Origin of the sequence: Serratia sp. FGI94 (assembly GCF_000330865.1) — a bacterium.
Lineage (GTDB): Bacteria > Pseudomonadota > Gammaproteobacteria > Enterobacterales > Enterobacteriaceae > Serratia_B > Serratia_B rubidaea.
This window is the reverse complement of sequence record NC_020064.1, coordinates 172,787-194,256: the sequence shown is the minus strand read 5'-3', so window position 1 is coordinate 194,256 and position 21,470 is coordinate 172,787. Positions and strand designations below refer to the sequence as shown.

Genomic DNA, 21,470 nt, shown 5'->3' with positions numbered 1-21,470 from the left:
TACGATCGGCGAACGCTCGCCGGATCTCATAGCGCCATAGTTTACGCCGGTAGTTTTTCTGTGCAACATGCGTTAACGTTTGCGTGTATTTTAACCGCATTGTCGATTGCATTGGTTGCGCAAACGCGTATCATGCGGCGCGCGGCCGACAAAAAACGGCGGCGGCAATCCTTATTTATCCCCTCGCGCCGCGCGGGGTGAACATCGTTGGTATGGGTTCCCTCACCCCATTCATTCAAAAAGGTCAATTATGTACGCTTTTACTCCGCAACAGCGCACCGCCGCGTTGCTTTGGCTGTCGCTGTTCCACATCATCATCATTACCTCCAGCAACTATCTGGTGCAGCTGCCGATTACCATTTTCGGCTTCCACACCACCTGGGGCGCCTTTACCTTCCCGTTTATTTTTCTGGCTACCGACCTGACCGTGCGTATTTTCGGCGCGCCGCTGGCGAGAAAGATCATTCTGGCGGTGATGGTGCCGGCGCTGTTTATCTCCTACGTGATTTCCACCGTGACGTTTCAGGGCGCGTGGCAGGGACTGGCGGCGCTGGGGCAGTTCAACCTGTTTGTCGCGCGCATCGCCGTCGCCAGCTTTATGGCCTACGTGCTCGGCCAGATCCTCGACGTGCACGTGTTTAACCGCCTGCGCCAGCGCAGCGCCTGGTGGGTAGCGCCCGCCGCCGCGATGTTCCTCGGCAATATCAGCGATACGCTGTCGTTCTTCTTTATCGCCTTCTACCAGAGCAGCGATCCGTTTATGGCCGCCAACTGGGTGGAGATCGCCCTGGTGGACTACAGCTTCAAGGTGATGATCTGTCTGCTGTTCTTCCTGCCGATGTACGGCGTGCTGCTGAATATGCTGCTGAAACGCCTCGCCGGCCGTCAGCAGGCGGGTGCGCTGCAGGCCAGTTAAGTTATGATGGCGGCCTGCGCAACGACGGAGGCCGCCAAGATGTTAACCACCCGCTCTGCCACGCTGGCTGAGATCCAGCAGCTCTATCAGCGCATCCCTGAATTTAACGCCGCCCACCGCCTGCAGGATCTGCAGCTGCGCATCGGCGACGCGATGCATTACGCGCTGATTGCCGAGCTGGACGGTCAGCCGGCCGGTTTTAAACTGGGCTATCAAACCGGTGACGACACTTTCTACAGCTGGCTGGGCGGCGTGCTGCCGGCCTTTCGCCGCCGCGGCGTCGCCGGGCGGCTGCTGGAGGAGCAGGAACGCTGGGCGCGCACGCAGGGGTTCCGCCGACTGACAGTGAAAACGCGCAACCAGTTCCGCGGCATGCTGATGCTGCTGATCGCTCGTCACTATCAGATTATTACGCTGGAAAAGAAGGGCGAAGTGGCTGATTATCGGTTATTACTGGAAAAAACGCTGTGACACAATCTGCCTTGCATTTTGCTAATGAATAGGTTGCGATCAAGCAAAGAGACACGCTATCCGTCATACTTCAGGTAACAGGAATTTTAGCGTTATGCGCTGCCCTGCATTTGCATGATTCAGGGTATAACCCGTGAAGAAAAGGAAGAAAGCCCAATGCGTAAAGTAGCAAAATTAATGGGTATCAGCCTGCTGGTACTTGGCCTGGCAGCCTGCGACGGCAACAGCAAAGACGCGGCGGCACCGGCCGGCGATGCCGCCAGCAGCAGCGCGGCCGCACAACAGGTGAGCCTGCTGGACGGTAAGCTGGCCTTTACCCTGCCGACCGGCATGTCCGATCAAAGCGGCAAGCTGGGCAACCAGGCCAACAATATGCACGTGTATGCCGACAGCACCGGCCAGCGCGCGGTGATCGTCATTCTGGGCGATAAAACCAGCGAGAGCCTGGAAACCCTGGCGCAGCGTCTGGAAACCACGCAGCGCGCGCGCGACGCCAACCTGCAGGTGGTGACCAATAAAGCCATCGACGTCGACGGCGTACCGCTGCGTCAGTTGGACAGCATCCTCAGCAGCGGCGGCGAGAAAGCCTATTCGTCCATCCTGATCGGCTCGCTGGACAACCATCTGCTGACCATCCAGGTGACGCTGCCGGCGGATAATCAGCAGCAGGCGCAGACCGACGCCTCGGCGATTATCAGCACGCTGAAGCTCAAACCGTAATCCTCCGCGGGCCGGCAACGCCGGCCCCGTTTCCCTCAGGCTTACGCCAGCGCCTGCGCCAGCAGCGTAATCGGATGTTCACAGCGCTTGCTGGTCGACATCTCAATCTGCCATTTGCAGGTTTCACAATCGGTCACCACCAAATCCACGCCGCTCTGCTCAATCTGCCGGAACAGCGACGCGCCGATGCCCTGCGAAGTGGCGTAATTCTCCGATTTAAAGCCGTACGTACCGGCAATACCGCAGCACTGGGAATCCAGCACCACCAGCTCCACGCCGGGGATCTGCCGCAGCAGCGCCAGGGTGTAAGCCGTCCAGCCCATTTTTTCCATATGACACGGCGTATGGTAGGCCACGCGCAGCGGCGTAGAGCGCAGCGGCAGCGTCCGCCCCTCGCTCAGCAGGCGGTAGAGATAGCGCGTCGCCAGCTCCACGCGGTCGCGCACCGCCGTGGTATCCACCCCCAGCAGGTGCGGATACTCGTCGCGCAGGGTAAAGGTGCAGCTCGACGAGGTGGCGACCACCGGAATGCCCTGCTCCAGCACCGTCTGACGCAGCGATTCAGCGTTTACGGCAGCCTGCTTTTTCGCCTGATCGATAAAGCCGTTGGCGATCAGCGGCACGCCGCAGCATTTTTCCCGCTGCAGCAGCTGCACGCCGATCTCCATGGCGTTAAAGACGCGGATCAGATCCTTGCCCAGCTGCGGATGGTTGTAGTTGACGAAGCAGCCGTGGAAAAACGCCACCTGCTCGCCATAGCGCCGCTGCTGCTGCGCCTGCTGACGATACCAGCGGCGGAAAGTGCCGAACGAGTACTTCGGCAGCGTGCGGCGATGGTCGATTTTCAGCGCCTTGTCCAGCAGCTTGCGCACCGGCTTCAGGCCGGTGGCGGCGTTGACGATCGGCGCGAACGGCGTCGACAGCGAGCCCATGATATCGGTGTGGCTGAGGATGGCGTCGCGCAGGCTCGGCGTGCTCTGGCTCAGCTCGGCGCGCGCCCGCTGGATAATATCGCCGATTTTCACCTCCGACGGGCAGGCCACTTCGCAGCGTTTGCAGTTGGTGCAGTACTTCAGCGCTTCGTCATACAGCGCCGAATCCTTCAGCCGCAGGCGCTCGCCGTCCGGCCCCGCCTGCTTCGGCCCCGGATAGAGCGGATTGACTTTGGCCACCGGGCAATAGGTGGTGCAGACGGTGCACTTGATACAGCTTTCAAAGCTGTTGTCGCTCGTCAGGCTCATGCGCCCTCCCCCTGTTCAACAATATTCCGGGCGGCATGCAGCGCCCCCAACAGCGATACGCCGGCGCCGCAGCCCTGCTGCAGCGGGTCGTAGCCACCGGTCACCGCGCCGATGGCGTACAGATTGTCCAACGCCTGCCCCTGCCTGATGGCGCGCAGCCGCGCATCGGTGCGTACGCCAAACTGCAGGTAAGGCTGCGGTGCGAATAAATCGCGCCGGCACCAGTCGGCGCGTTCGGCGCTGTCGTAGACATCCAGCCCGAATACCGGCTCGCGGATGCCGTTGCTATCCGAACTCAGGCCGTTGCTGAAGAAACTGCCGCCGGCCAGCACCAGCTGCGGCGCCCGCAGCGGAATATCGCCGTGGTTGCGGGTATACAAGGCCGTCACCCGTCCGCCGTCAAACTCGGCGCGCAGCGCGCGATCGCCGGGCATCAGCACACCGCCCAGCTGCACCAGACGCTGGCGTAGCGCCTGATGCAGACGCATGCCCAGTACAGAAGGCGGCAGGGTCGGCAGCAGATGCACCGGCTTACCCAACCGCTGCTGCAGCGTCTGCAGCGCCTGATCGTCTTCCAGCCCCAGACAGGCCGGCAGGAACACCACCTCCGCCTCGTCCGCCAGCCGTCGGATCTCCTCCGTCAGCGCGGCGCCCTGTGCCGGCGAGTCCAGCACGCGGGCGATATTCACCGCGCGAAATTCGCTGGGGTTATTGCGCAGACGGTCAAGCGCCGGCAGATGCAGCTGGCCGATGCGGACGTCAACGCCCTGCTGACGCTGCAGCGAGCTGGCCACCATCTGCGGCTGAAAATCCAGAAAACCTTCAATGCCCAGCACCGCAATGCTGCGCCACGGCAGCGGCGCGTCCAGCGGCGTGGTCGGCACCGCCTGCGGGCTGAGCCAGGTCGCCCGCCGCGTACCCAGCGGCGTAATGCGCAAATGGTTCATCCGGCAATCGCCCTGCATCGCCAGGCCGCAACGCTGCAGCAGCTGCTGCGCTTCATCCGCCAGCGCCGCCACCTGTGTCGACCCCATCAGGCTGTAAGGGTGCTGCGGCGCCTGTCGCGCCAGGGCAGGCAGCGCGCCGAGCGGCGCCGCCACCGGCGTGCCGTCCGGCAGCTGCGCCAGCAAATCCAGCGAGCCGGAGGCGAAATAGAGCGCGTTCTGACCGTTGCTCACCACCGCGCAGCGCTTGCCCAGCTCGCTCAGCCGCAGCGCGCAGCTTAAGCCCGCCAGTCCGCCGCCGATCACCACCACGTCAAATTGCATCATCCGCCTCCTGTTTAGCGTCGCCGCACGCGTCCAGCCCGCACAGCCCCTGATAGACCCAGCTGGTGAACTCGCTTTCACGCAGCGCATCGCCCCAGGCGATGGGCCGCACGCCCTTCCAGCGTTCGTTCAGGAAGTGGGAGAGCTGGGCGATGGACTGCTGCGGCGTCGTGACGTTAAAGCGGGACAGCAGGCCGGCGGCGCGACAGGCGCACAGCTCACCCTGGCAGGTGCCCATCCCTACGCGGGTGCGGCGGCGTAAATCCACCAGGTTATTCACCGTCAGCGACTCCACCGCGTAGCGCACCTCACCGGCGGTTACCGCTTCGCATTCACACACCAGGCTGGTATCAAGACGGTTTTCGGCCGGCACCAGAGCGGCGCGGTCGCCGTGGCGATACACCGCCGAACCGCGGATGCTGGCCGGCAGCGACACCACGCGGCGCACGGTCTCCTCCGCCGACTGGCGCGAGCCGGGCAGCGCCTGCTCGGCGGTGGTGCAGCGGGCGCTGACGCCGAGTTTTTCGCATACCAGATTGGTGGCCCACTCCGCCATCAGCCGGTAGGTCATCAGTTTGCCGCCGGTGATGGTGATAAAGCCTTCCAGGCCGTCGCGCTGCGCGTGGTCGAGCAGCACGATGCCGCGGCTGACGTTGCGCCCGGACGGGTCGTCGTCGCTGGCCACCAGCGGCCGCACGCCGGCGTAGGCGCGCAGAATGCGGGTTTGCGCCATCGCGGGCGCCAGCAGCGCCCCTTCGCGCATCAGCGTATCCACTTCCTGCGGCGTCACCAGCATGTTGTCGATCTGGTCGTAATCAATGTGCGTCGAGGTGGTGCCGATCAGCGAGATGGTATCGCCCGGCACCAGAATGTCGGCGTCCGCCGGTTTGCGGCAGCGGTTGATCACCCTATTATTGATGCGGTGGCCGAGGATCAGCAGCGCCCCCTTTGCCGGGAACATGCGCACGCGCAGATCGGCGTATTCGGCGATCTGCTGGCCCCAGATGCCGGCGGCGTTGACCACCACCTCCGCGCGTATTTCATACTGACGCCGCTGCTGATGGTCGTAAACGCGCACGCCGCGCACGCGATCGCCCACGCGCAGCAGCCCCACCACCTGATGGTAGGTCAGGATCTGCGCGCCCTGCTCGCGTGCATCCAGCATGTTGGCCGCGGTCAGCCGGAAGGGATCCACCGTGCCGTCCGGCACCCGCACCGCGCCGATTAGCGCCGGGTTGGCCGCCGGCTCCAGACGCAGCGCCAGCTGCGGGTCGATCGCCTGGGCGTCAATGCCGGCCTGCTGACAGGCCTGAATAAACTGCTGCTGATACGCCAGAGAATCCTGCGGCAGCGTAATGAACAGGCCATCGGTGCTTTCAATACAGTGGTGCGCAATACGCTTCAAAATGCGGTTTTCTTCAATGCATTCGCGGGCGGACTCGCCGTCGGTCACCGCATAGCGCGCGCCGCTGTGCAGCAGGCCGTGGTTGCGCCCGGTGGCGCCGGTGGCGATATCGTGACGTTCCAGCAGCAGGCAGCGTATGCCGCGGCGTGCGCAGTCGCGGGCAATACCGGCGCCGGTCGCGCCGCCGCCTATAATGATGACATCCGTTTCAGTTACCGGTGCAGCGTGGCTCATTTCCACCCCCAATGACGCTGATGATGGGGCTATTGATCCACAGTTCGTGCAGGCTTTGTTTGATAAGGAACAATAACGAACATAAAACGAAAGAGAAATGTCCATAAAAGTCCACTTATGTGATCGATATCACGACTTTTTTGCTTTTCTCTATTTCATAACGTTAACGAATCGCTCAAAATTCGCCGTTGTTTTATAAAAGTGTAACAAATGCGCCATCCATCACAGAGCCAACCAGGGGTTTTGTCTAGCATGGTGTTCGTTATGGAACAAAAAGCAACACTTTTTATATCCGCTCAAGCACGACTCAGAACACCTGCTCTGAGCGTGTCATACTGATAAAGCCAATCGGAGGCGCTCATGCTGAGTATTTTTAAGCCAGCCGCACACATTGCTCGTGTGCCGGTCGACAAGGTAGATCCGCTCTATCGCCGACTGCGCTGGCAAATTTTTATGGGAATTTTCTTCGGCTACGCCGCGTACTATCTGGTGCGTAAGAACTTCACCCTGGCGATGCCTTATCTGATCGAAGAAGGCTTCAGCCGCGGCGATCTGGGCTTCGCCCTGTCAGGGATCTCCATCGCTTACGGTTTTTCCAAATTTATCATGGGCTCGGTGTCCGACCGCTCTAACCCGCGCGTCTTCCTGCCCGCCGGTCTGATCCTGGCCGCCTGCGTCATGCTGTTTATGGGCTTCGTTCCGTGGGCCACCTCCAGCATCGCCGTGATGTTCGTGCTGCTGTTCCTGTGTGGCTGGTTCCAGGGCATGGGTTGGCCGCCGTGCGGCCGCACCATGGTGCACTGGTGGTCGCAGAAAGAACGCGGTCAGATCGTCTCCGTCTGGAACTGCGCCCACAACGTCGGCGGCGGTCTGCCGCCGCTGCTGTTCCTGCTCGGCATGGCCTGGTTCAACGACTGGCACGCCGCGCTGTATATGCCGGCCTTCGGCGCCATTCTGGTGGCCCTGATCGCCTTCGGCCTGATGCGCGATACGCCGCAGTCCTGCGGCCTGCCGCCGGTGGAAGAGTATAAAAACGACTACCCGGACGATTACAGCGAGAAAGCGGAAGAAGAGCTGACCGCCAAGCAGATCTTCATGCAGTACATCCTGCCGAACAAGCTGCTGTGGTATATCGCGGTCGCCAACGTGTTCGTTTACCTGCTGCGCTACGGCATTCTGGACTGGTCGCCGACCTACCTGAAAGAGGTGAAGCACTTCGCGCTGGATAAGTCCTCCTGGGCCTACTTCCTGTACGAATATGCCGGTATCCCGGGCACCCTGCTGTGCGGCTGGATGTCGGATAAAGTGTTTAAAGGCAACCGCGGCGCCACCGGCGTCTTCTTTATGACGCTGGTGACCATCGCCACCATCGTCTTCTGGATGAACCCGGCGGGCAACCCGACGATCGACATGATCTGCATGCTGGTTATCGGCTTCCTGATTTACGGCCCGGTGATGCTGATCGGCCTGCACGCGCTGGAACTGGCGCCGAAGAAAGCCGCAGGCACCGCCGCTGGCTTCACCGGCCTGTTCGGTTACCTGGGCGGCTCGGTCGCCGCCAGCGCCATCGTCGGCTACACCGTGGACTTCTTCGGTTGGGACGGCGGCTTTATGGTAATGATCGGCGGCAGCATCGCCGCAGTCATCCTGCTGCTGCTGACCATGCTGAACGAGAAGAAACATCACGCAGAAGTTGCGGCCAAACGCGACTAATCGTCACGAAAATCATGCACTATCCTAAAAGGCCGCCGCACCGCGGCCTTTTTATTCCCACTCACTGGCAACGATGCCGCCCACGGCTACCCTGCCACTTAAGGAGAAGACTATGCGGACTCACGTTAAAGCCCTGCTGTCAGGGATTATTCTGGCGACAACCATGAGCAGCGCCGCCTTTGCCGCCGACAAGGTGGTGATCGCCCACCGCGGCGCCAGCGGCTACCTGCCGGAGCACACGCTGCCGGCCAAGGCCATGGCCTACGCACAGGGTGCAGATTTCCTCGAGCAGGACCTGGTGATGACCAAGGATGACGAACTGGTGGTGCTGCACGATCACTACCTGGACCGCGTGACCGACGTCGCCAAACGCTTCCCGGACCGCGCGCGCAAAGACGGGCGCTACTACGCCATCGACTTTACCCTGGCCGAGATCAAATCGCTGAAGTTCACCGAAGGCTTTGATATCAAAGACGGCAAGCAGGTGCAGAGCTACCCGGGCCGCTTCCCGATGGGTAAATCCGACTTCCGCGTCCACACCTTCCAGGAAGAGATTGAGTTCGTGCAGGGCCTGAACCACTCAACCGGCAACAACATCGGCATCTATCCGGAAATCAAGGCGCCGTGGTTCCACCAGCAGGAAGGGAAAGACATCTCCAGCAAAGTGCTGGCGGTACTGAAGCAGTACGGCTACACCGGTAAGAACGATAACGTCTACCTGCAGTGCTTCGACGCCAACGAGCTGAAACGCATCAAAACCGAGCTGGAGCCGAAGCTGGGCATGGATCTGAAGCTGGTGCAGCTGATCGCCTATAACGACTGGAATGAAACCTACGAGCAGAACGCCGACGGTAAATGGGTCAACTACGACTATGACTGGATGTTCAAGCCGGGCGCGATGAAGCAGATCGCCCAGTATGCCGACGGCATCGGGCCTGACTACCACATGCTGGTGGAAGCAGAGAAGTCCAAACCGGGCCATATCGTGCTGACCGACATGGTGAAAGAGGCGCACGCCAACAAGCTGGCGGTGCATCCGTTCACCATCCGCGCCGACGCGCTGCCGAAGTACGTCACCGACGTCAACCAACTGTACGACGTGATTTATAACCAGGCCGGCGTTGACGGGGTATTCACCGACTTCCCGGACAAAGGCGTGCAGTTCCTGCAAAAACAGGGGCAACACCGGTAAAACGCAGGCTGGCCGACAGGTCAGCCATGCTATCGATGCCGGCCGGGGCGCGCCCCGGCCGCATCACTCAGGAGAGGAACATCTCGCGCAGATAGTGCGGCACCGCGTTATCCACGTTGGAGCCAATCACCTCCAGCTCCGGCAGCTTATCCTTCAGGCGCTGATGCGCGTCGCGCATAATGCAGCCTTTGCCCGCCATCGCCAGCATCTCCAGATCGTTCATGCCGTCGCCGAACGCGATGCACTCTTTCAGCGTGTAGCCGATAATCTTCGCCACTTCTTCCAGCGCATGCCCCTTCGACACGCCGCCGGCCATCACTTCCAGGCAGGTCGGGAACGAGAAGCTGACGTTCACCCGGTCACCCCAGCGCGCATTAATCGCCGCTTCCAGCGGCAGCAGTTTCTCGTGGTCGTCACAGGTGAAGTACACCTTGCAGACGCCGTCGGTTTCCAGCAGGCCTGGCTCAAACAGCTGATATTTGAACACCGACTCGCGGAAGAACTCTTCCTGCTCCGGGCTGTTGCGGTTGATAAACCAGTCGTCGTTACGGTAGACGTTGGTGGTGATATCCGGGCTGTTATGCACGATGCCGTACAGATCGCGGGCGATATCGCCGTCCAGATTGTGGCTGAAGATCAGCTCGCCGGCGGTGTTATGCACCCGCGCGCCGTTGGAGGTGATCATAAACGCGCTGATACCGAGGTTATCGCGGATTTGCCCCACGTCGATATGGTGACGGCCGGTGGCAAACACAAAATGCACGCCGCGCTGCGTCAGCAGCTGCAGCGTCTCTTTGGCATAAGGTGACAACGTATGGTCAGGGGACAGCAGGGTGCCATCCAGGTCGGAAGCAACAACATGATACATAAATAGGTCAACCTCTAATGGAGTTGTCGGCGGCATCAGCGCCGCTGAAAGCGTGTTGAGCATAAAAACGCAGGATTGCGTTTAGTGCTTCGGCGCGCATAGCGTCCCGCTCAAACAGGATCTCATGGCGTGCGCCCTGGATAACCCGCGGTTTTTCCCCTTCGCAAGGGTGTCCCGCGTCTGACAGTGCCTGACAAAAAGCCTGGTGCGAACGGTTGTCGACCACCCGTTCCTCACCGGCCTGCAATAACAAGATTGGCGTAGCGATCTCTGCGGCCTCGGCAATCGCCTGTTGCCCGGCCTGAATACTTTCCCGCACCCAGTGGTAGGTCGGCCCGCCCACCTGCAGCTCCGGGTAGTCGGCATAGTAACGCACCGCGCGCCGGTAGCGCTCGCGGCTGTGGGTCAGCACGTTGACCATATACGGCAGCGGCCGCCACTGGCCGGTGCCCACCGCATAGTAATCGCGCACGTTCGGCCGTTTCTCCGCCCAGTTCAGGATGCGGTGCGCCATCCAGTCGGGCATCGGCAGGTAGATGCCGAACATCGGCGCGCACAGCGCAGCGGCGGCGAACGCCTGCGGCTGGCGGGCGAGGAACTGCGCCAGAATCGCACCGCCCATCGAGTGCGCCAGGGCGAAATGCTGGCGATAGCCCAGCGGCTGCACCGCCTGCTGATAAAAGCGCGTAAAATCTTCGACGTAATCGGCAAAGTTCACCACGTGGCCACGGTGGCTGTCCGCCAGCAGACGCCCGGAGCGCCCCTGCCCGCGGTGGTCGATAATCATCACGTCGTAGCCGCACTGAAACAGATCGTAGGCGACTTCCGGGTACTTCACATAGCTTTCGATGCGGCCGGGGCTGATCACCACCACCCGCTGATGCTGCGGCGCGCTAAAGCGCACATAGCGAATCGGCACCTCATCGACGCCGCTGAACTCACCCTCCTGGCGCGTGCGCCAGAAATCCAGCAGCGGGCCGGTGGCAAAGGCCGCAAACTGGGTTTCACGCGTGAGCCATTCATCGGGGCTGAGTATAGACGCCGTCATGACATGCCTTCCTTTCCGCTAGCGCCGCCCGCTCAGCGGGTAAAAATCAGGTGTAAACCGAAACCGGTGAACAGAACGCCCGCCAGCCCGTCGATCCATTTCGCCAGCCGCTGATAGCCGCGGCGCATCGCCGGCAGGGCGAAAATCATCGCCACCAGGCTGAACCAGGCGAAGGTTTCCGCCACGATCAGCAGAAACAGTCCCCAGCGCGCGCCGGCGCCGACGCTGTCGCCGACAAACAGCGAAAACACGCTGCCGAAGTAGATCACCGCTTTCGGGTTGGACAGGTTGGTGAGAAACCCGCGGATAAAGCTGCGGCCCGGTTTGGCCAGCGTCACGCTCGCCTCGTCCGGCAGCGCCGCCGGCTGCCCGCGCCTGGCGCGCGCCGAACGCAGCAGCTGCCAGCCCATCCAGCACAGATAGATGCCGCCGCCGACCATGATAATCTGATGCAGCCAGGCCATCTTCGCCAGAATCAGGTGCAGCCCCATCAGCGCCACGCCGGCCCACACCACGATCCCGAGGGCGATACCCAGCACGCCCATCATCGCCTCGCGGCGCGAGCGGCTGGCGGCAGTCTGCGAGACAAAGAAGAAGTCCGGCCCCGGACTCATCAGGGCAATCAGGTGCACCAGCGCGACCGTCAGAAACAGCATCAGCATGATTACTCCTCGTCGTTATCCATATGGTCGCGGATCATCGCCATAAACGGCGTGCCGAAACGTTCGAGCTTGCGCTGGCCGACGCCGTTGACGCTCAGCAGCTCGCTGGCCCGGGTCGGCATCTGCTCCGCCATTTCCAGCAGCGTCGAGTCGTTAAACACCACGTACGGCGGAATATTTTCTTCATCGGCGATCGACTTGCGCAGCTTACGCAGCTTGGCGAACAGTTTGCGGTCGTAGTTACCGCCGTAGGATTTCTGCGCCGAGCCGCCGCGCGGCTTCAGGCTCTGAATACGCGGCACCGCCAGCTGCAGTTCGACTTCGCCGCGCAGTACCGGACGCGCGGCTTCGGTCAGCTGCAGCGCCGAGTGCATGGCGACGTTCTGGGTAATAAAGCCCAGGTGGATCAGCTGACGCAGCACGCTGATCCAGTGTTCGGTGGTGTGATCGCGGCCGATGCCGTACACCGGCAGTTTGTCATGGCCGAATTCGCGGATACGCTGATTATTGGAGCCGCGCAGCACTTCCACCACGTAGCCGATGCCGAAACGCTGGCCGACGCGGCCGATCGCCGACAGCGCCTTGCGCGCGTCCTCCAGCCCGTCGTAGCGCTTCGGCGGGTCGAGGCAGATATCGCAGTTGCCGCAGGCTTCCTGTTTACCTTCGCCAAAGTAGTTGAGCAGCACCAGGCGGCGGCAGGTCTGCGCCTCGGCAAAGGCGCCCATGGCGTTGAGCTTATGGCGCTCAATATCCAGCTGCTGCCCGGCGGGCTTCTCCTCCAGACAGCGGCGCAGCCAGGCCATATCGGCCGGGTCATACAGCAGGATCGCCTCCGCCGGCAGGCCGTCACGGCCGGCGCGGCCGGTTTCCTGGTAGTAGGATTCAATGTTGCGCGGGATGTCGAAGTGCACCACGAAGCGCACGTTGGGTTTGTTGATGCCCATACCGAACGCCACCGTCGCCACCACCACCTGCAGGTCGTCGCGCTGGAAGCCTTCCTGCACCTGCGCGCGCCGCGCGTTGTCGAGGCCGGCGTGATAGGCCGCCACGCTCAGGCCGCGGCTCTGCAGACGGGCGGCGGTGTCTTCCACCTTGGCGCGGCTGTTGCAGTAAATAATGCCGCTTTTACCGCGCTGGTCCTGCACAAAGCGCCACAGCTGATCGAGCGGTTTGAATTTTTCCACCAGCGTATAGCGGATGTTCGGCCGGTCGAAGCTGCTGACCTGAATCAGCGGGTCCTGCAGCGCCAGCAGGCGCGTAATGTCGTTGCGCGTCGTCTCATCGGCGGTGGCCGTCAGCGCGACCACCGGCATCGCCGGGAAGCGCTGCTTCAGCTGGCCGAGCGCGCGGTACTCCGGCCGGAAGTCGTGGCCCCACTGAGAAATACAGTGCGCCTCGTCCACCGCCAGCATCGCCGGCGGGCAGCTGTCGAGCAGCGACAGGAAACTGTCCATCATCAGGCGTTCAGGAGCGATATACAGCATTTTAATCGCACCGCTGCGGCAGCCGGCCATCACCTCCAGCTGCTGTTCGCGCGTTTGCGTCGAGTTATAGCAGGCCGCCGCCACGCCGTTGGCCAGCAGTTGGTCCACCTGATCCTTCATCAGGGAGATCAGCGGGGAAACCACCAGGGTCAGGCCCTCCAGCATCAGCGCCGGGATTTGATAGCACAACGATTTGCCGCCGCCGGTCGGCATTACCACCAGACAGTCCTGGCCGCGGGTTACCGCGTCGATAATCGTTTGTTGCCCCGGACGGAATTGTTGATAGCCAAAGGTGTCGCGTAACACCTGCTCTGCCAGCAATTCGCTGTTTATCACTGCTGCGGTAGACACACACTTCCCCATGTTAAATTCTGAGTACCCCGATAAGTAAGGCCGCCGCCGGATGTGCGACGGCCTCTGGGACGCGGGGCTATGATTACATAATATCGTTCAGCATGACACCAACGCCGACGCGTGTCTGCCGGAAGTTGTAATCAATCATCGATTCGCCATAGCCGCTGAATACCTGGGTATAGAAACGCACGTGCTTGGTGATCGGATAGCTCCAGCCCAGCTCCGCCCCGCCGAAACCGCTGTTCCAGTTATAGTGGCCGTCTACGCTGAATACGCTCTCGCCCCAGGTATAACCGACTTTCAGGCGGTAGTAGCCCATGTACTTGGTGATATCCGGGTTGTCGTCGCTGCTGGCGCTTTCGGAGAAACGCAGCCAGGGTTTGACGTCTACCTGCCAGTTGCCGTTCTGCGCCATCAGGCGCGCGTAGGCGCGGTTCCAACTGCGCGACGTCGGCTCCGAGCGGCCGTTCGACTGGTGGTTAAGCCCCACCTCAACGTCGCGCAGCGTCCAGCCGGCAAAGGTGTAATCCGTCGCCCAGCCGAGGAAAATCTGCGGCTCGTAGTTGGTTTCGCGGAACGGCGAGGACTGGCCGCTGTTGGACAGCTGCCACCAAGAGCGTTGAGTATAGGACGCGCCAAGCACCGAGTTTTCACCAACAATGCCGCGCCACAGTGGGAAGGCCAGGCTGAGCTGGAATTTCACCTCGTCTTTGCGCGCGTGATCCGCCCAGCTGTAGCTGTCGATCGCCTCTTTATTGAGATCGCTGGTGTAGCTATACAGTATGTAGTTGGGTTCGTACGGGTAGAGCGTAAACGGGTTATCGTGGGATTGCAGCATATTGGCGATAATGCTGCCGTTAACCGCCGGTTTATCATGTATTTCTTGTTGTTTCGCTTCTTCGGCCTGAACCAGCGCCGGGGCTAACAGCGTTGCCATCACGGCCCCTGACAGAATACGCATAATTCTCATCACTCCAGCAAATAAAAACACACCCTGAAATAAAAACAGGCCATTTTACACACAAAGCGACGTTTACAGCAGTCCGGGGCGCTTTTATTGGAATAGTCTGGAAAGCAACAAAGGTTAAGCATAAAATCAACAAACCATTAACCTGGACTGACCAGTACCCTAAACCCATTTATCAATAAGAAGAATCACCGCTATGTCGACCCTGCCTCTCACAACAGAAGCCGCTCGCCAGAAGATTGGCGAGATCTTTGTTTATCACATGCCGTTTAACCGCGAATTGGGCCTGGAGCTGCGCCACTTCGACGACGACGGCGTCGAGCTGACCTTTACCAATCAGCACAAGCTGGTGGGCAACGCCGCGCAGAAGATCCTGCACGGCGGCGTGATCGCCTCGGTGCTGGACGTCGCCGCCGGGCTGGCGTGCGTCGGCAGCGTACTGATGCGTCAGGAATCGCTGGTTGAAGAGGAGCTGGCGGCGCGCCTGTCGCGCATGGGCACCATTGACCTGCGCGTCGACTATCTGCGCCCCGGCCGCGGCGAACATTTTATCGCCTCCGCCTCGGTGCTGCGCAGCGGCAACAAGGTGGCGGTCGCCCGCGTCGAACTGCATAACAACGACGGCCTGCATATCGCCAGCGCCACCGCCACCTACCTGGTTGGCTGATTGTGCCCGGTGAGCGTCTTCAGTACACTCACCGTATCGACTCTCTTACCTCCAGGTCACGTCATGGACGCACAGCAAACGCGTCAGGGTATCTTCTTTGCCCTGGCCGCCTATTTTATTTGGGGCATCGCCCCGGCCTATTTCAAACTTATCCAGCAGGTGCCGGCCGATGAGATCCTGACCCACCGGATCCTCTGGTCATTTTTCTTTATGCTGGCGCTGGTGACGCTGGGGCGTAACTGGCCGCAGGTGCGCGCCGCCTGCGCCAACCGCAAGCGTCTGTTGCTGCTGGCGCTCACCGCGCTGCTGATCGGCGGCAACTGGCTGCTGTTTATCTGGGCGGTGAATAACCACCATATGCTGGAAGCCAGCCTGGGTTACTTTATCAACCCGCTGGTCAACGTGCTGTTGGGGATGCTGTTTCTCGGCGAGCGTTTCCGCCGCATGCAGTGGGTGGCGGTCGCCCTGGCGTTTACCGGCGTGCTGGTGCAGCTGTGGCAATTCGGCTCGCTGCCGGTTATCGGACTGGGGCTGGCATTCAGCTTTGCCTTCTACGGCCTGCTGCGCAAGAAGATCGCCATCGACGCGCAGACCGGCATGCTGATTGAGACGCTGTGGCTGTTGCCGGTCGCCGCCGTCTATCTGTTCTTTATCGCCGACAGCGCCACCAGCCATCTCGGTGCCAACCCCTGGTCGCTCAACCTGCTGCTGGTGGCCGCCGGCATCGTCACCACCGTGCCGCTGCTGTTCTTCACCGCCGCCGCCACCCGTCTGCGCCTGTCGACGCTGGGCTTTTTCCAGTATCTCGGCCCGACGCTGATGTTCCTACTGGCGATCACCTTCTACGGGGAAACCGTCGGCCAGGATAAACTGGTGACCTTCGGCTTTATCTGGGCGGCGCTGGTGCTGTTCACCCTCGACGCCCTGTACACCCAGCGTAAGCTACGATGAGCTGGAGGCCGGCGTCGCATGGTTGGAAATAAAACGCGCGATCGCCGGCCCGGTCAGCAGGATGGTAAACAGCCGCAGCGTCTGCAGCGCCATCACAAATGACATATCCACACGGCTGCCGGCGGCGATAATCGCCACCGTGTCCAGCCCGCCGGGGCTGGTGGCCAGATAAGCGGTCATCATGTCTACCGGCAGGAAGCAGGTCAGCATCCACGCCAGCAGGCCGCAAAACAGCATCAGTGCGGCGATGGACACCAACATCTGCGGCAGCGTACGCAACGCCAACAGCAAGATCGGCCGGGTAAAGCGCAGCCCCACGCTCCAGCCAATCAGCGTATAGGCCAGCGCCAGCAGCCATTCCGGCACCTGCAGCGCCATCGCGCCGCTGGAGTGCAGCGCGGCGCCGATAATCATCGGCAGCAGCAGCGCCCCCGACGGTATGCGCAAGCGCGGACCCAGCCAGGCGCCGGCGGCCGCCACCGCCAGCGTCGCCAGAAAGCGCCAGTCCAGCGGCGGGAACCAGTTCAGCGTCGCGCTGCCCTGCCCCGCCTCATCGCCCAGACCGATACGCGCCACCACCGCCGCCGCGGTGGCGACAAACAGCACGCGCAGATACTGCATAAATGCCACCAGACGCACGTCGGCGCCAAAGTCGCCGGCCATGGCGACCATCGCCGACGCGCCGCCGGGCGAGGCGCCCCAGGCGCCGGTCGGGCCGGGCAGGTCGCTAAAGCGCACCAGACACCAGCCGGAGATACCGCTGGCCAGCAGCGTCGCCAGCAGCACCAGCAGGATCAGCGGCCAATCAGCCAGCAGCGGCGTCAGCATGGAAGGAGACAGGCTTTGGGCGATCATGCAGCCCAGCACCGCCTGCGCGCCGATAAACAGCGGCTTGGGAATGCGCACCGACGCGCCCAGCAGCCCGAGAGTAACGCCAACGATCATCGGCCCCAGCAACAGGGCGGCGGGAATATGGAAAGCCAGTAGGCCGAACCCCAGCGCCAGCGACGCCAGCAGCAGGATCAGCCATTGCAGTACCGCGGGGAACCTCTCCATCGGAAGGATTGCCTTCAAATAATTTTGCAGGGAATTATCTTAGCAGGCTAAGGGCGTGAAATCACGATGCGGCAGGCGCCGCACCGCTTCGGCCAGCGGCTTACAGCCAGTTCTTGCGTTTGAAGTACAGGTACGGCGCCAGGCCGGCCAGAATCATCAGGCTGATCGCGCCCGGATAGCCGAACGACCACTTCAGCTCCGGCATAAATTCGAAGTTCATGCCGTAGCTGGAGGCCACCAGCGTCGGCGGCAGGAACACCACCGACACCACCGAGAAGATCTTGATGATGCGGTTCTGTTCAATATTGATAAAGCCCATCGCCGCCTGCATCAGGAAGTTCACCTTCTGGAACAGCGACTCATTGTGCGGCAGCAGGGATTCGATATCGCGCAGCACCTCGCGCGCCTGCTCCAGCTGGCCGGTCGGCAGCCGCGCCTTGCGCACCAGGAAGTTCAGCGCGCGCTGGGTATCCATCAGACACAGGCGCACCTTCCAGCCGATATCTTCCAGCTCCGCCAGCGTCGACAGCGCTTCGTCATATTCATCGCCCTGATGGCCTTCCATAATGACCCGGCTGAGCTTTTCCAGATCGCTGTAAATATTCTCGATTTCGTCCGCCAGCTGTTCAATTTTGGTTTCGAACAGGTCCAGCAGCAGCTCATAGGCGTTGCCGTCCACCATCATCTGGTTGCGGGCGCGCATGCGGTACAGGCGGAACGCCGGCAGCTCGCGCTCGCGCAGCGTATACAGCCGGCCGTCGCGGATGGTAAACGCCACGGTGGAGTTGCCGGCGTGATCCTCCGCATCTTCAAAATAGAAGAAGGAGTGGATGTGCAGACCGTCTTCGTCTTCAAAGAAGCGCGCCGAAGCCTCGATATCGTCCAGTTCCGGACGGGTGGCCAGGCTTTGCCCCAGCTCATGTTGCACACGGTCGCGCTCGCTTTCTTCCGGCTCGACCAGGTCAACCCACAGCGAGGTAGTCAGGTCTTCGGCCTCATCCAGCTCGAGGCGGGACAAGCGGCTGTGATCTAATTTGAAAGCGCTCAGCATGTGCTAAAACTCCCTAATGGTGAGGGGATACCCTGCATTCATCGGCATTACATCATCCCGGGCGCAGACGCGCCCAAACCCACAGATGCAATTCACATCATTTTAGGCGGACAACGCGTTGAAGCACAGAAACGGAGGGGCACGCAGGCCATGCTCGTTTCAGACCATAAAGAGATCTGACTCAGAGCGACGCACAGAGGGGTCGCCGACAACCACGAAGGCTATCAGCGTAATGGGATAGCCTTAGAAGTTGTACCTGTTGGGATCCAGGTCAGTGAGCCAGCATCTACTGGGTGTGTCCAAGGCGAATGTCCTCATTGATAATCGTGCGCGCATGTTACGCCGAGAGGAAAAAGCCTGTCAACACGTTAAACAGGATAAATCCCCAACAATTCACCGCGATGACAGGGCGATAAAAATCCGCGCGCCGGCGCAAAGAAATGACCGTGCGCAACGCCCCGCGCCGGGAAAGTTGCTAGACTCTCTCTACCGATAGCTTGCGGATTTCCTTAATGAAATTGATAACCTTGCAACAGATGAACCTCATGGGCGAGCAGGCCGCCCAACTGCCGCGCCTGCGCACTCACCACCTGCTGCATGACGATACGTGCGAGCCGGTGCAGCGCATGACCATCGCCATGGAGCCGGGCACCTATATCCGCCCGCACCGCCACCCACTCGCCTGGGAGCTGTTGACGCCGCTGCGCGGCCGCTTTGTGGTGCTGCAGTTTGACGATCGCGGTGCGGTAACCCGGCGCATTATGCTGGGCGAAGAGAACCGGCTGCTGGAGATGCCCGCCAACGTCTGGCATACCGTGCTGTCGGTTGATGCCGGCGGGGTGCTGTTTGAGGTGAAACCGGGGCCGTATCAGCCGCTGGCGGCAGAAGACTGCATGACCTGGGCGCCGCCCGAAGGCGGCGACGGGATTGACGCCGTGCTGCGCTGGTACGCCACCGCGCAGGAAGGCGACCGCTACCCGGGCTAAAGCGCGCCGGGGTTACGGCGTCTCCAGCTTGGCGTAGGCCGCTACCAGCCATTTGATGCCCTCACCTTGGAAGGCAATCTGCAGCCGGCTGTGTTCGCCGCTGCCTTCCAGATTGACGATGGTACCTTCGCCAAACTTCGGATGGCGCACCCGCTGGCCCAGTTTGTAGCCGGTGTCGTTCTCAGCGATCGGCGTCCCCATGCGCTGGTGCTTCACCGGGCGCGACACGCTGGCGCGCAGCCGCACCTCTTCCACGCACTCCTCCGGGATCTCACCGATAAAGCGCGACGGCCGGTGGTAGACTTCCTTGCCGTACAGCCGGCGGGTCTCGGCATAGGTCAGCGTCAGCTTTTCCATCGCCCGCGTCAGGCCGACGTAGGCCAGACGGCGCTCCTCCTCCAGCCGGCCGCCCTCTTCCAGCGACATCTGGCTGGGGAACATGCCCTCTTCCACGCCGACGATAAACACCTGGCGGAACTCCAGCCCTTTCGCCGAGTGCAGCGTCATCAGCTGCACCGCGTCCTGATAGGCGTCGGCCTGCCCTTCGCCGGCCTCCAGTGCCGCATGGGACAGGAACGCCTGCAGCGGCATTAAATCCTGATCTTCTTCCTGATAGCTGAACTGGCGCGTCGCCGTCACCAGTTCCTCCAGGTTTTCGATCCGCGCCTGACCTTTTTCACCCTTTTCCTGCTCGTACATCAGGAACAGGCCGGAATCGCGGATCACCCGGTCGGTCTGCACGTGCAGCGGCATATCTGCGGTTTCATGCGCCAGCGAATCCACCAGCTCGGTGAAGCGCTGCAGGGCGGAGGCGGCGCGTCCGGCCAGCACCTTGTCCTGCAGCAGCGCGCGCGTGGCCTGCCACAGCGTCAGCTGACGGTCGCGCGCCGTCTGGCGCACCACGTCCAGCGTGCGGTCGCCGATGCCGCGCGTCGGCGTATTCACCACGCGCTCAAACGCCGCGTCGTCGTTGCGGTTGGCGATCAGGCGCAGATAGGCCAGCGCATCCTTGATCTCCTGCCGTTCGAAGAAGCGCATGCCGCCGTAAATGCGGTACGGCATCGCGGTCTGCAGCAGCGCCTCTTCCAGCACGCGCGACTGGGCGTTGCTGCGGTAGAGGATGGCGCAGTCGTTCAGCGCGCCGCCGTTCTCCTGCCAGGTTTTGATGCGGTTAACCACAAAGCGGGCTTCATCCAGCTCGTTGAACGCGCAGTACAGCGAAATCGGCTCTCCTTCCGCCCCTTCGGTCCACAGATTTTTCCCCATGCGGCCGTCGTTATTGGCAATCAGCGTGTTGGCGGCCTTAAGGATATTGCTGGTCGAGCGGTAGTTCTGCTCCAGGCGGACGGTTTCCGCCCCCGGGAAGTCCTTCAGGAAGCGCTGAATATTCTCCACCTGCGCGCCGCGCCAGCCATAGATCGACTGGTCGTCGTCGCCGACGATCATCACATTGGCGCTGTCGCCCGCCAGCAGGCGGATCCAGGCGTACTGAATGCGGTTGGTATCCTGGAATTCATCCACCAGGATATTGCTGAAACGCTCGCGGTAATGGTTGAGGATGTGCGGCTTGTTCAGCCACAGCTCATGGGCGCGCAGCAGCAGCTCGGCGAAGTCCACCAGCCCGGCGCGGTCGCAGGCCTCCTGATAGGCCTGATAGATGCGCAGCCAGGTGGCCTCCACCGGGTTGCCGTAGCTTTCAATATGCTGCGGACGCAGGCCGTCGTCCTTTTTGCCGTTGATGTACCACATCGCCTGGCGCGGCGGCCACTGTTTCTCGTCCACGTTCAGCGCGCGGATAATGCGCTTGAGCAGCCGCAGCTGGTCTTCGCTGTCGAGGATCTGGAAGTCCTGCGGCAGATTGGCGTCCATATGGTGGGCGCGCAGCAGGCGGTGCGCCAGGCCGTGGAAGGTGCCGATCCACATGCCGCCCTGGCTGGTGCCGATCAGCTGTTCGATACGGTGGCGCATCTCCGCCGCCGCCTTGTTGGTGAAGGTGACCGCCATGATCGAGTACGGCGAGCAGTTCTCCACCGCCAACAGCCAGGCGATGCGGTGCACCAGCACCCGGGTTTTGCCGCTTCCCGCGCCTGCCAGCACCAACAGGTTGCTGCGTGGCGCCGCCACGGCTTCACGTTGTTTGTCATTCATGCTGTTGAGCAGATCGGAAACGTCCATAGGCACCATTACGTGGTAAGGGAAAACCGCGCCGGCGCGGC

Annotated in this window: 19 protein-coding genes; 8 read left to right on the top strand and 11 right to left on the bottom strand. The window is 61.7% G+C overall.

Features of this window, described 5'->3' with window-relative positions; genetic code table 11:
* Positions 1 to 250 precede the first annotated feature (250 nt).
* The 3 genes from D781_RS00835 (at position 251) to D781_RS00825 (ending at position 2,107) form a co-directional block, all read left to right on the top strand.
* On the top strand, positions 251 to 916 hold the full coding sequence (locus D781_RS00835) for a 7-cyano-7-deazaguanine/7-aminomethyl-7-deazaguanine transporter (protein ID WP_015344162.1): 666 nt from the start codon (positions 251 to 253) through the stop codon (positions 914 to 916).
* A 39-nt stretch (positions 917 to 955) separates the two neighbouring features.
* Positions 956 to 1,387, top strand: coding sequence for a GNAT family N-acetyltransferase (locus D781_RS00830; protein WP_015344161.1), 432 nt, complete (start codon positions 956 to 958; stop codon positions 1,385 to 1,387).
* 156 nt (positions 1,388 to 1,543) lie between these two features.
* Positions 1,544 to 2,107, top strand: a complete 564-nt coding sequence (locus tag D781_RS00825; RefSeq protein ID WP_015344160.1) for a DcrB family lipoprotein — start codon at positions 1,544 to 1,546, stop codon at positions 2,105 to 2,107.
* Positions 2,108 to 2,148: 41 nt separating this feature from the next.
* Here the strand turns inward: D781_RS00825 and glpC are convergent, their stop codons facing one another.
* From glpC to glpA, 3 genes are read right to left on the bottom strand one after another with little or no spacing between them, the layout of a single operon-like run.
* Positions 2,149 to 3,348, bottom strand: coding sequence for an anaerobic glycerol-3-phosphate dehydrogenase subunit GlpC (glpC, locus tag D781_RS00820; protein WP_015344159.1), 1,200 nt, complete (start codon positions 3,346 to 3,348; stop codon positions 2,149 to 2,151).
* Complete coding sequence (glpB, locus tag D781_RS00815) at positions 3,345 to 4,616, bottom strand: glycerol-3-phosphate dehydrogenase subunit GlpB (RefSeq protein WP_015344158.1); 1,272 nt, start codon at positions 4,614 to 4,616, stop codon at positions 3,345 to 3,347. The genes glpC and glpB overlap by 4 nt, the downstream gene beginning before the upstream one ends.
* Entirely contained in the window at positions 4,606 to 6,255 is a 1,650-nt protein-coding gene (gene glpA / locus D781_RS00810) for an anaerobic glycerol-3-phosphate dehydrogenase subunit A (protein WP_015344157.1), read from the bottom strand. The genes glpB and glpA overlap by 11 nt, the downstream gene beginning before the upstream one ends.
* Before the next feature lie 360 nt (positions 6,256 to 6,615).
* Here glpA and glpT point away from each other — a divergent pair, with 360 nt between their 5' ends.
* Both glpT and glpQ read left to right on the top strand, forming a co-directional pair.
* Complete coding sequence (glpT, locus tag D781_RS00805; RefSeq protein ID WP_015344156.1) at positions 6,616 to 7,968, top strand: glycerol-3-phosphate transporter; 1,353 nt, start codon at positions 6,616 to 6,618, stop codon at positions 7,966 to 7,968.
* 112 nt (positions 7,969 to 8,080) lie between these two features.
* Complete coding sequence (glpQ, locus tag D781_RS00800) at positions 8,081 to 9,160, top strand: glycerophosphodiester phosphodiesterase (RefSeq protein WP_015344155.1); 1,080 nt, start codon at positions 8,081 to 8,083, stop codon at positions 9,158 to 9,160.
* Positions 9,161 to 9,227: 67 nt separating this feature from the next.
* Here glpQ and yigL read toward each other — a convergent pair whose 3' ends face one another.
* The 5 genes from yigL to pldA form a co-directional block, all read right to left on the bottom strand.
* The gene (gene yigL / locus D781_RS00795; RefSeq protein ID WP_015344154.1) at positions 9,228 to 10,028 is read right to left on the bottom strand and encodes a sugar/pyridoxal phosphate phosphatase YigL; all 801 of its coding nucleotides are present in this window, start codon (positions 10,026 to 10,028) and stop codon (positions 9,228 to 9,230) included.
* 7 nt (positions 10,029 to 10,035) lie between these two features.
* Entirely contained in the window at positions 10,036 to 11,076 is a 1,041-nt protein-coding gene (pldB, locus tag D781_RS00790) for a lysophospholipase L2 (RefSeq protein WP_015344153.1), read from the bottom strand.
* A gap of 32 nt (positions 11,077 to 11,108) precedes the next feature.
* Positions 11,109 to 11,738 carry a threonine export protein RhtC gene (gene rhtC, locus D781_RS00785; protein WP_015344152.1) on the bottom strand — a complete coding sequence of 210 codons (630 nt, stop codon included), beginning with the start codon at positions 11,736 to 11,738 and terminating at the stop codon, positions 11,109 to 11,111.
* Positions 11,739 to 11,740: 2 nt separating this feature from the next.
* On the bottom strand, positions 11,741 to 13,573 hold the full coding sequence (gene recQ, locus D781_RS00780) for an ATP-dependent DNA helicase RecQ (RefSeq protein ID WP_041411688.1): 1,833 nt from the start codon (positions 13,571 to 13,573) through the stop codon (positions 11,741 to 11,743).
* 85 nt (positions 13,574 to 13,658) lie between these two features.
* A complete protein-coding gene (pldA, locus tag D781_RS00775) occupies positions 13,659 to 14,537 on the bottom strand; it encodes a phospholipase A (RefSeq protein WP_015344150.1) in 879 nt (292 codons plus the stop codon).
* A gap of 202 nt (positions 14,538 to 14,739) precedes the next feature.
* On the opposite strand from pldA, the gene D781_RS00770 reads away from it, so the two are divergent.
* Positions 14,740 to 15,210, top strand: coding sequence for a thioesterase family protein (locus tag D781_RS00770; protein WP_015344149.1), 471 nt, complete (start codon positions 14,740 to 14,742; stop codon positions 15,208 to 15,210).
* A gap of 63 nt (positions 15,211 to 15,273) precedes the next feature.
* Positions 15,274 to 16,161, top strand: a complete 888-nt coding sequence (rarD, locus tag D781_RS00765; protein WP_015344148.1) for an EamA family transporter RarD — start codon at positions 15,274 to 15,276, stop codon at positions 16,159 to 16,161.
* On the opposite strand, the gene D781_RS00760 is transcribed toward rarD, so the two are convergent.
* The gene (locus D781_RS00760) at positions 16,153 to 17,217 is read right to left on the bottom strand and encodes an AbrB family transcriptional regulator (protein WP_015344147.1); all 1,065 of its coding nucleotides are present in this window, start codon (positions 17,215 to 17,217) and stop codon (positions 16,153 to 16,155) included. The two genes, rarD and D781_RS00760, sit on opposite strands and share 9 nt — an antisense overlap.
* Before the next feature lie 100 nt (positions 17,218 to 17,317).
* A complete protein-coding gene (gene corA / locus D781_RS00755) occupies positions 17,318 to 18,268 on the bottom strand; it encodes a magnesium/cobalt transporter CorA (protein WP_015344146.1) in 951 nt (316 codons plus the stop codon).
* A gap of 512 nt (positions 18,269 to 18,780) precedes the next feature.
* Here corA and D781_RS00750 point away from each other — a divergent pair.
* Positions 18,781 to 19,254, top strand: a complete 474-nt coding sequence (locus tag D781_RS00750; RefSeq protein ID WP_015344145.1) for a WbuC family cupin fold metalloprotein — start codon at positions 18,781 to 18,783, stop codon at positions 19,252 to 19,254.
* A gap of 12 nt (positions 19,255 to 19,266) precedes the next feature.
* On the opposite strand, the gene uvrD is transcribed toward D781_RS00750, so the two are convergent.
* The gene (uvrD, locus tag D781_RS00745) at positions 19,267 to 21,429 is read right to left on the bottom strand and encodes a DNA helicase II (protein WP_015344144.1); all 2,163 of its coding nucleotides are present in this window, start codon (positions 21,427 to 21,429) and stop codon (positions 19,267 to 19,269) included.
* Positions 21,430 to 21,470: the final 41 nt, after the last annotated feature.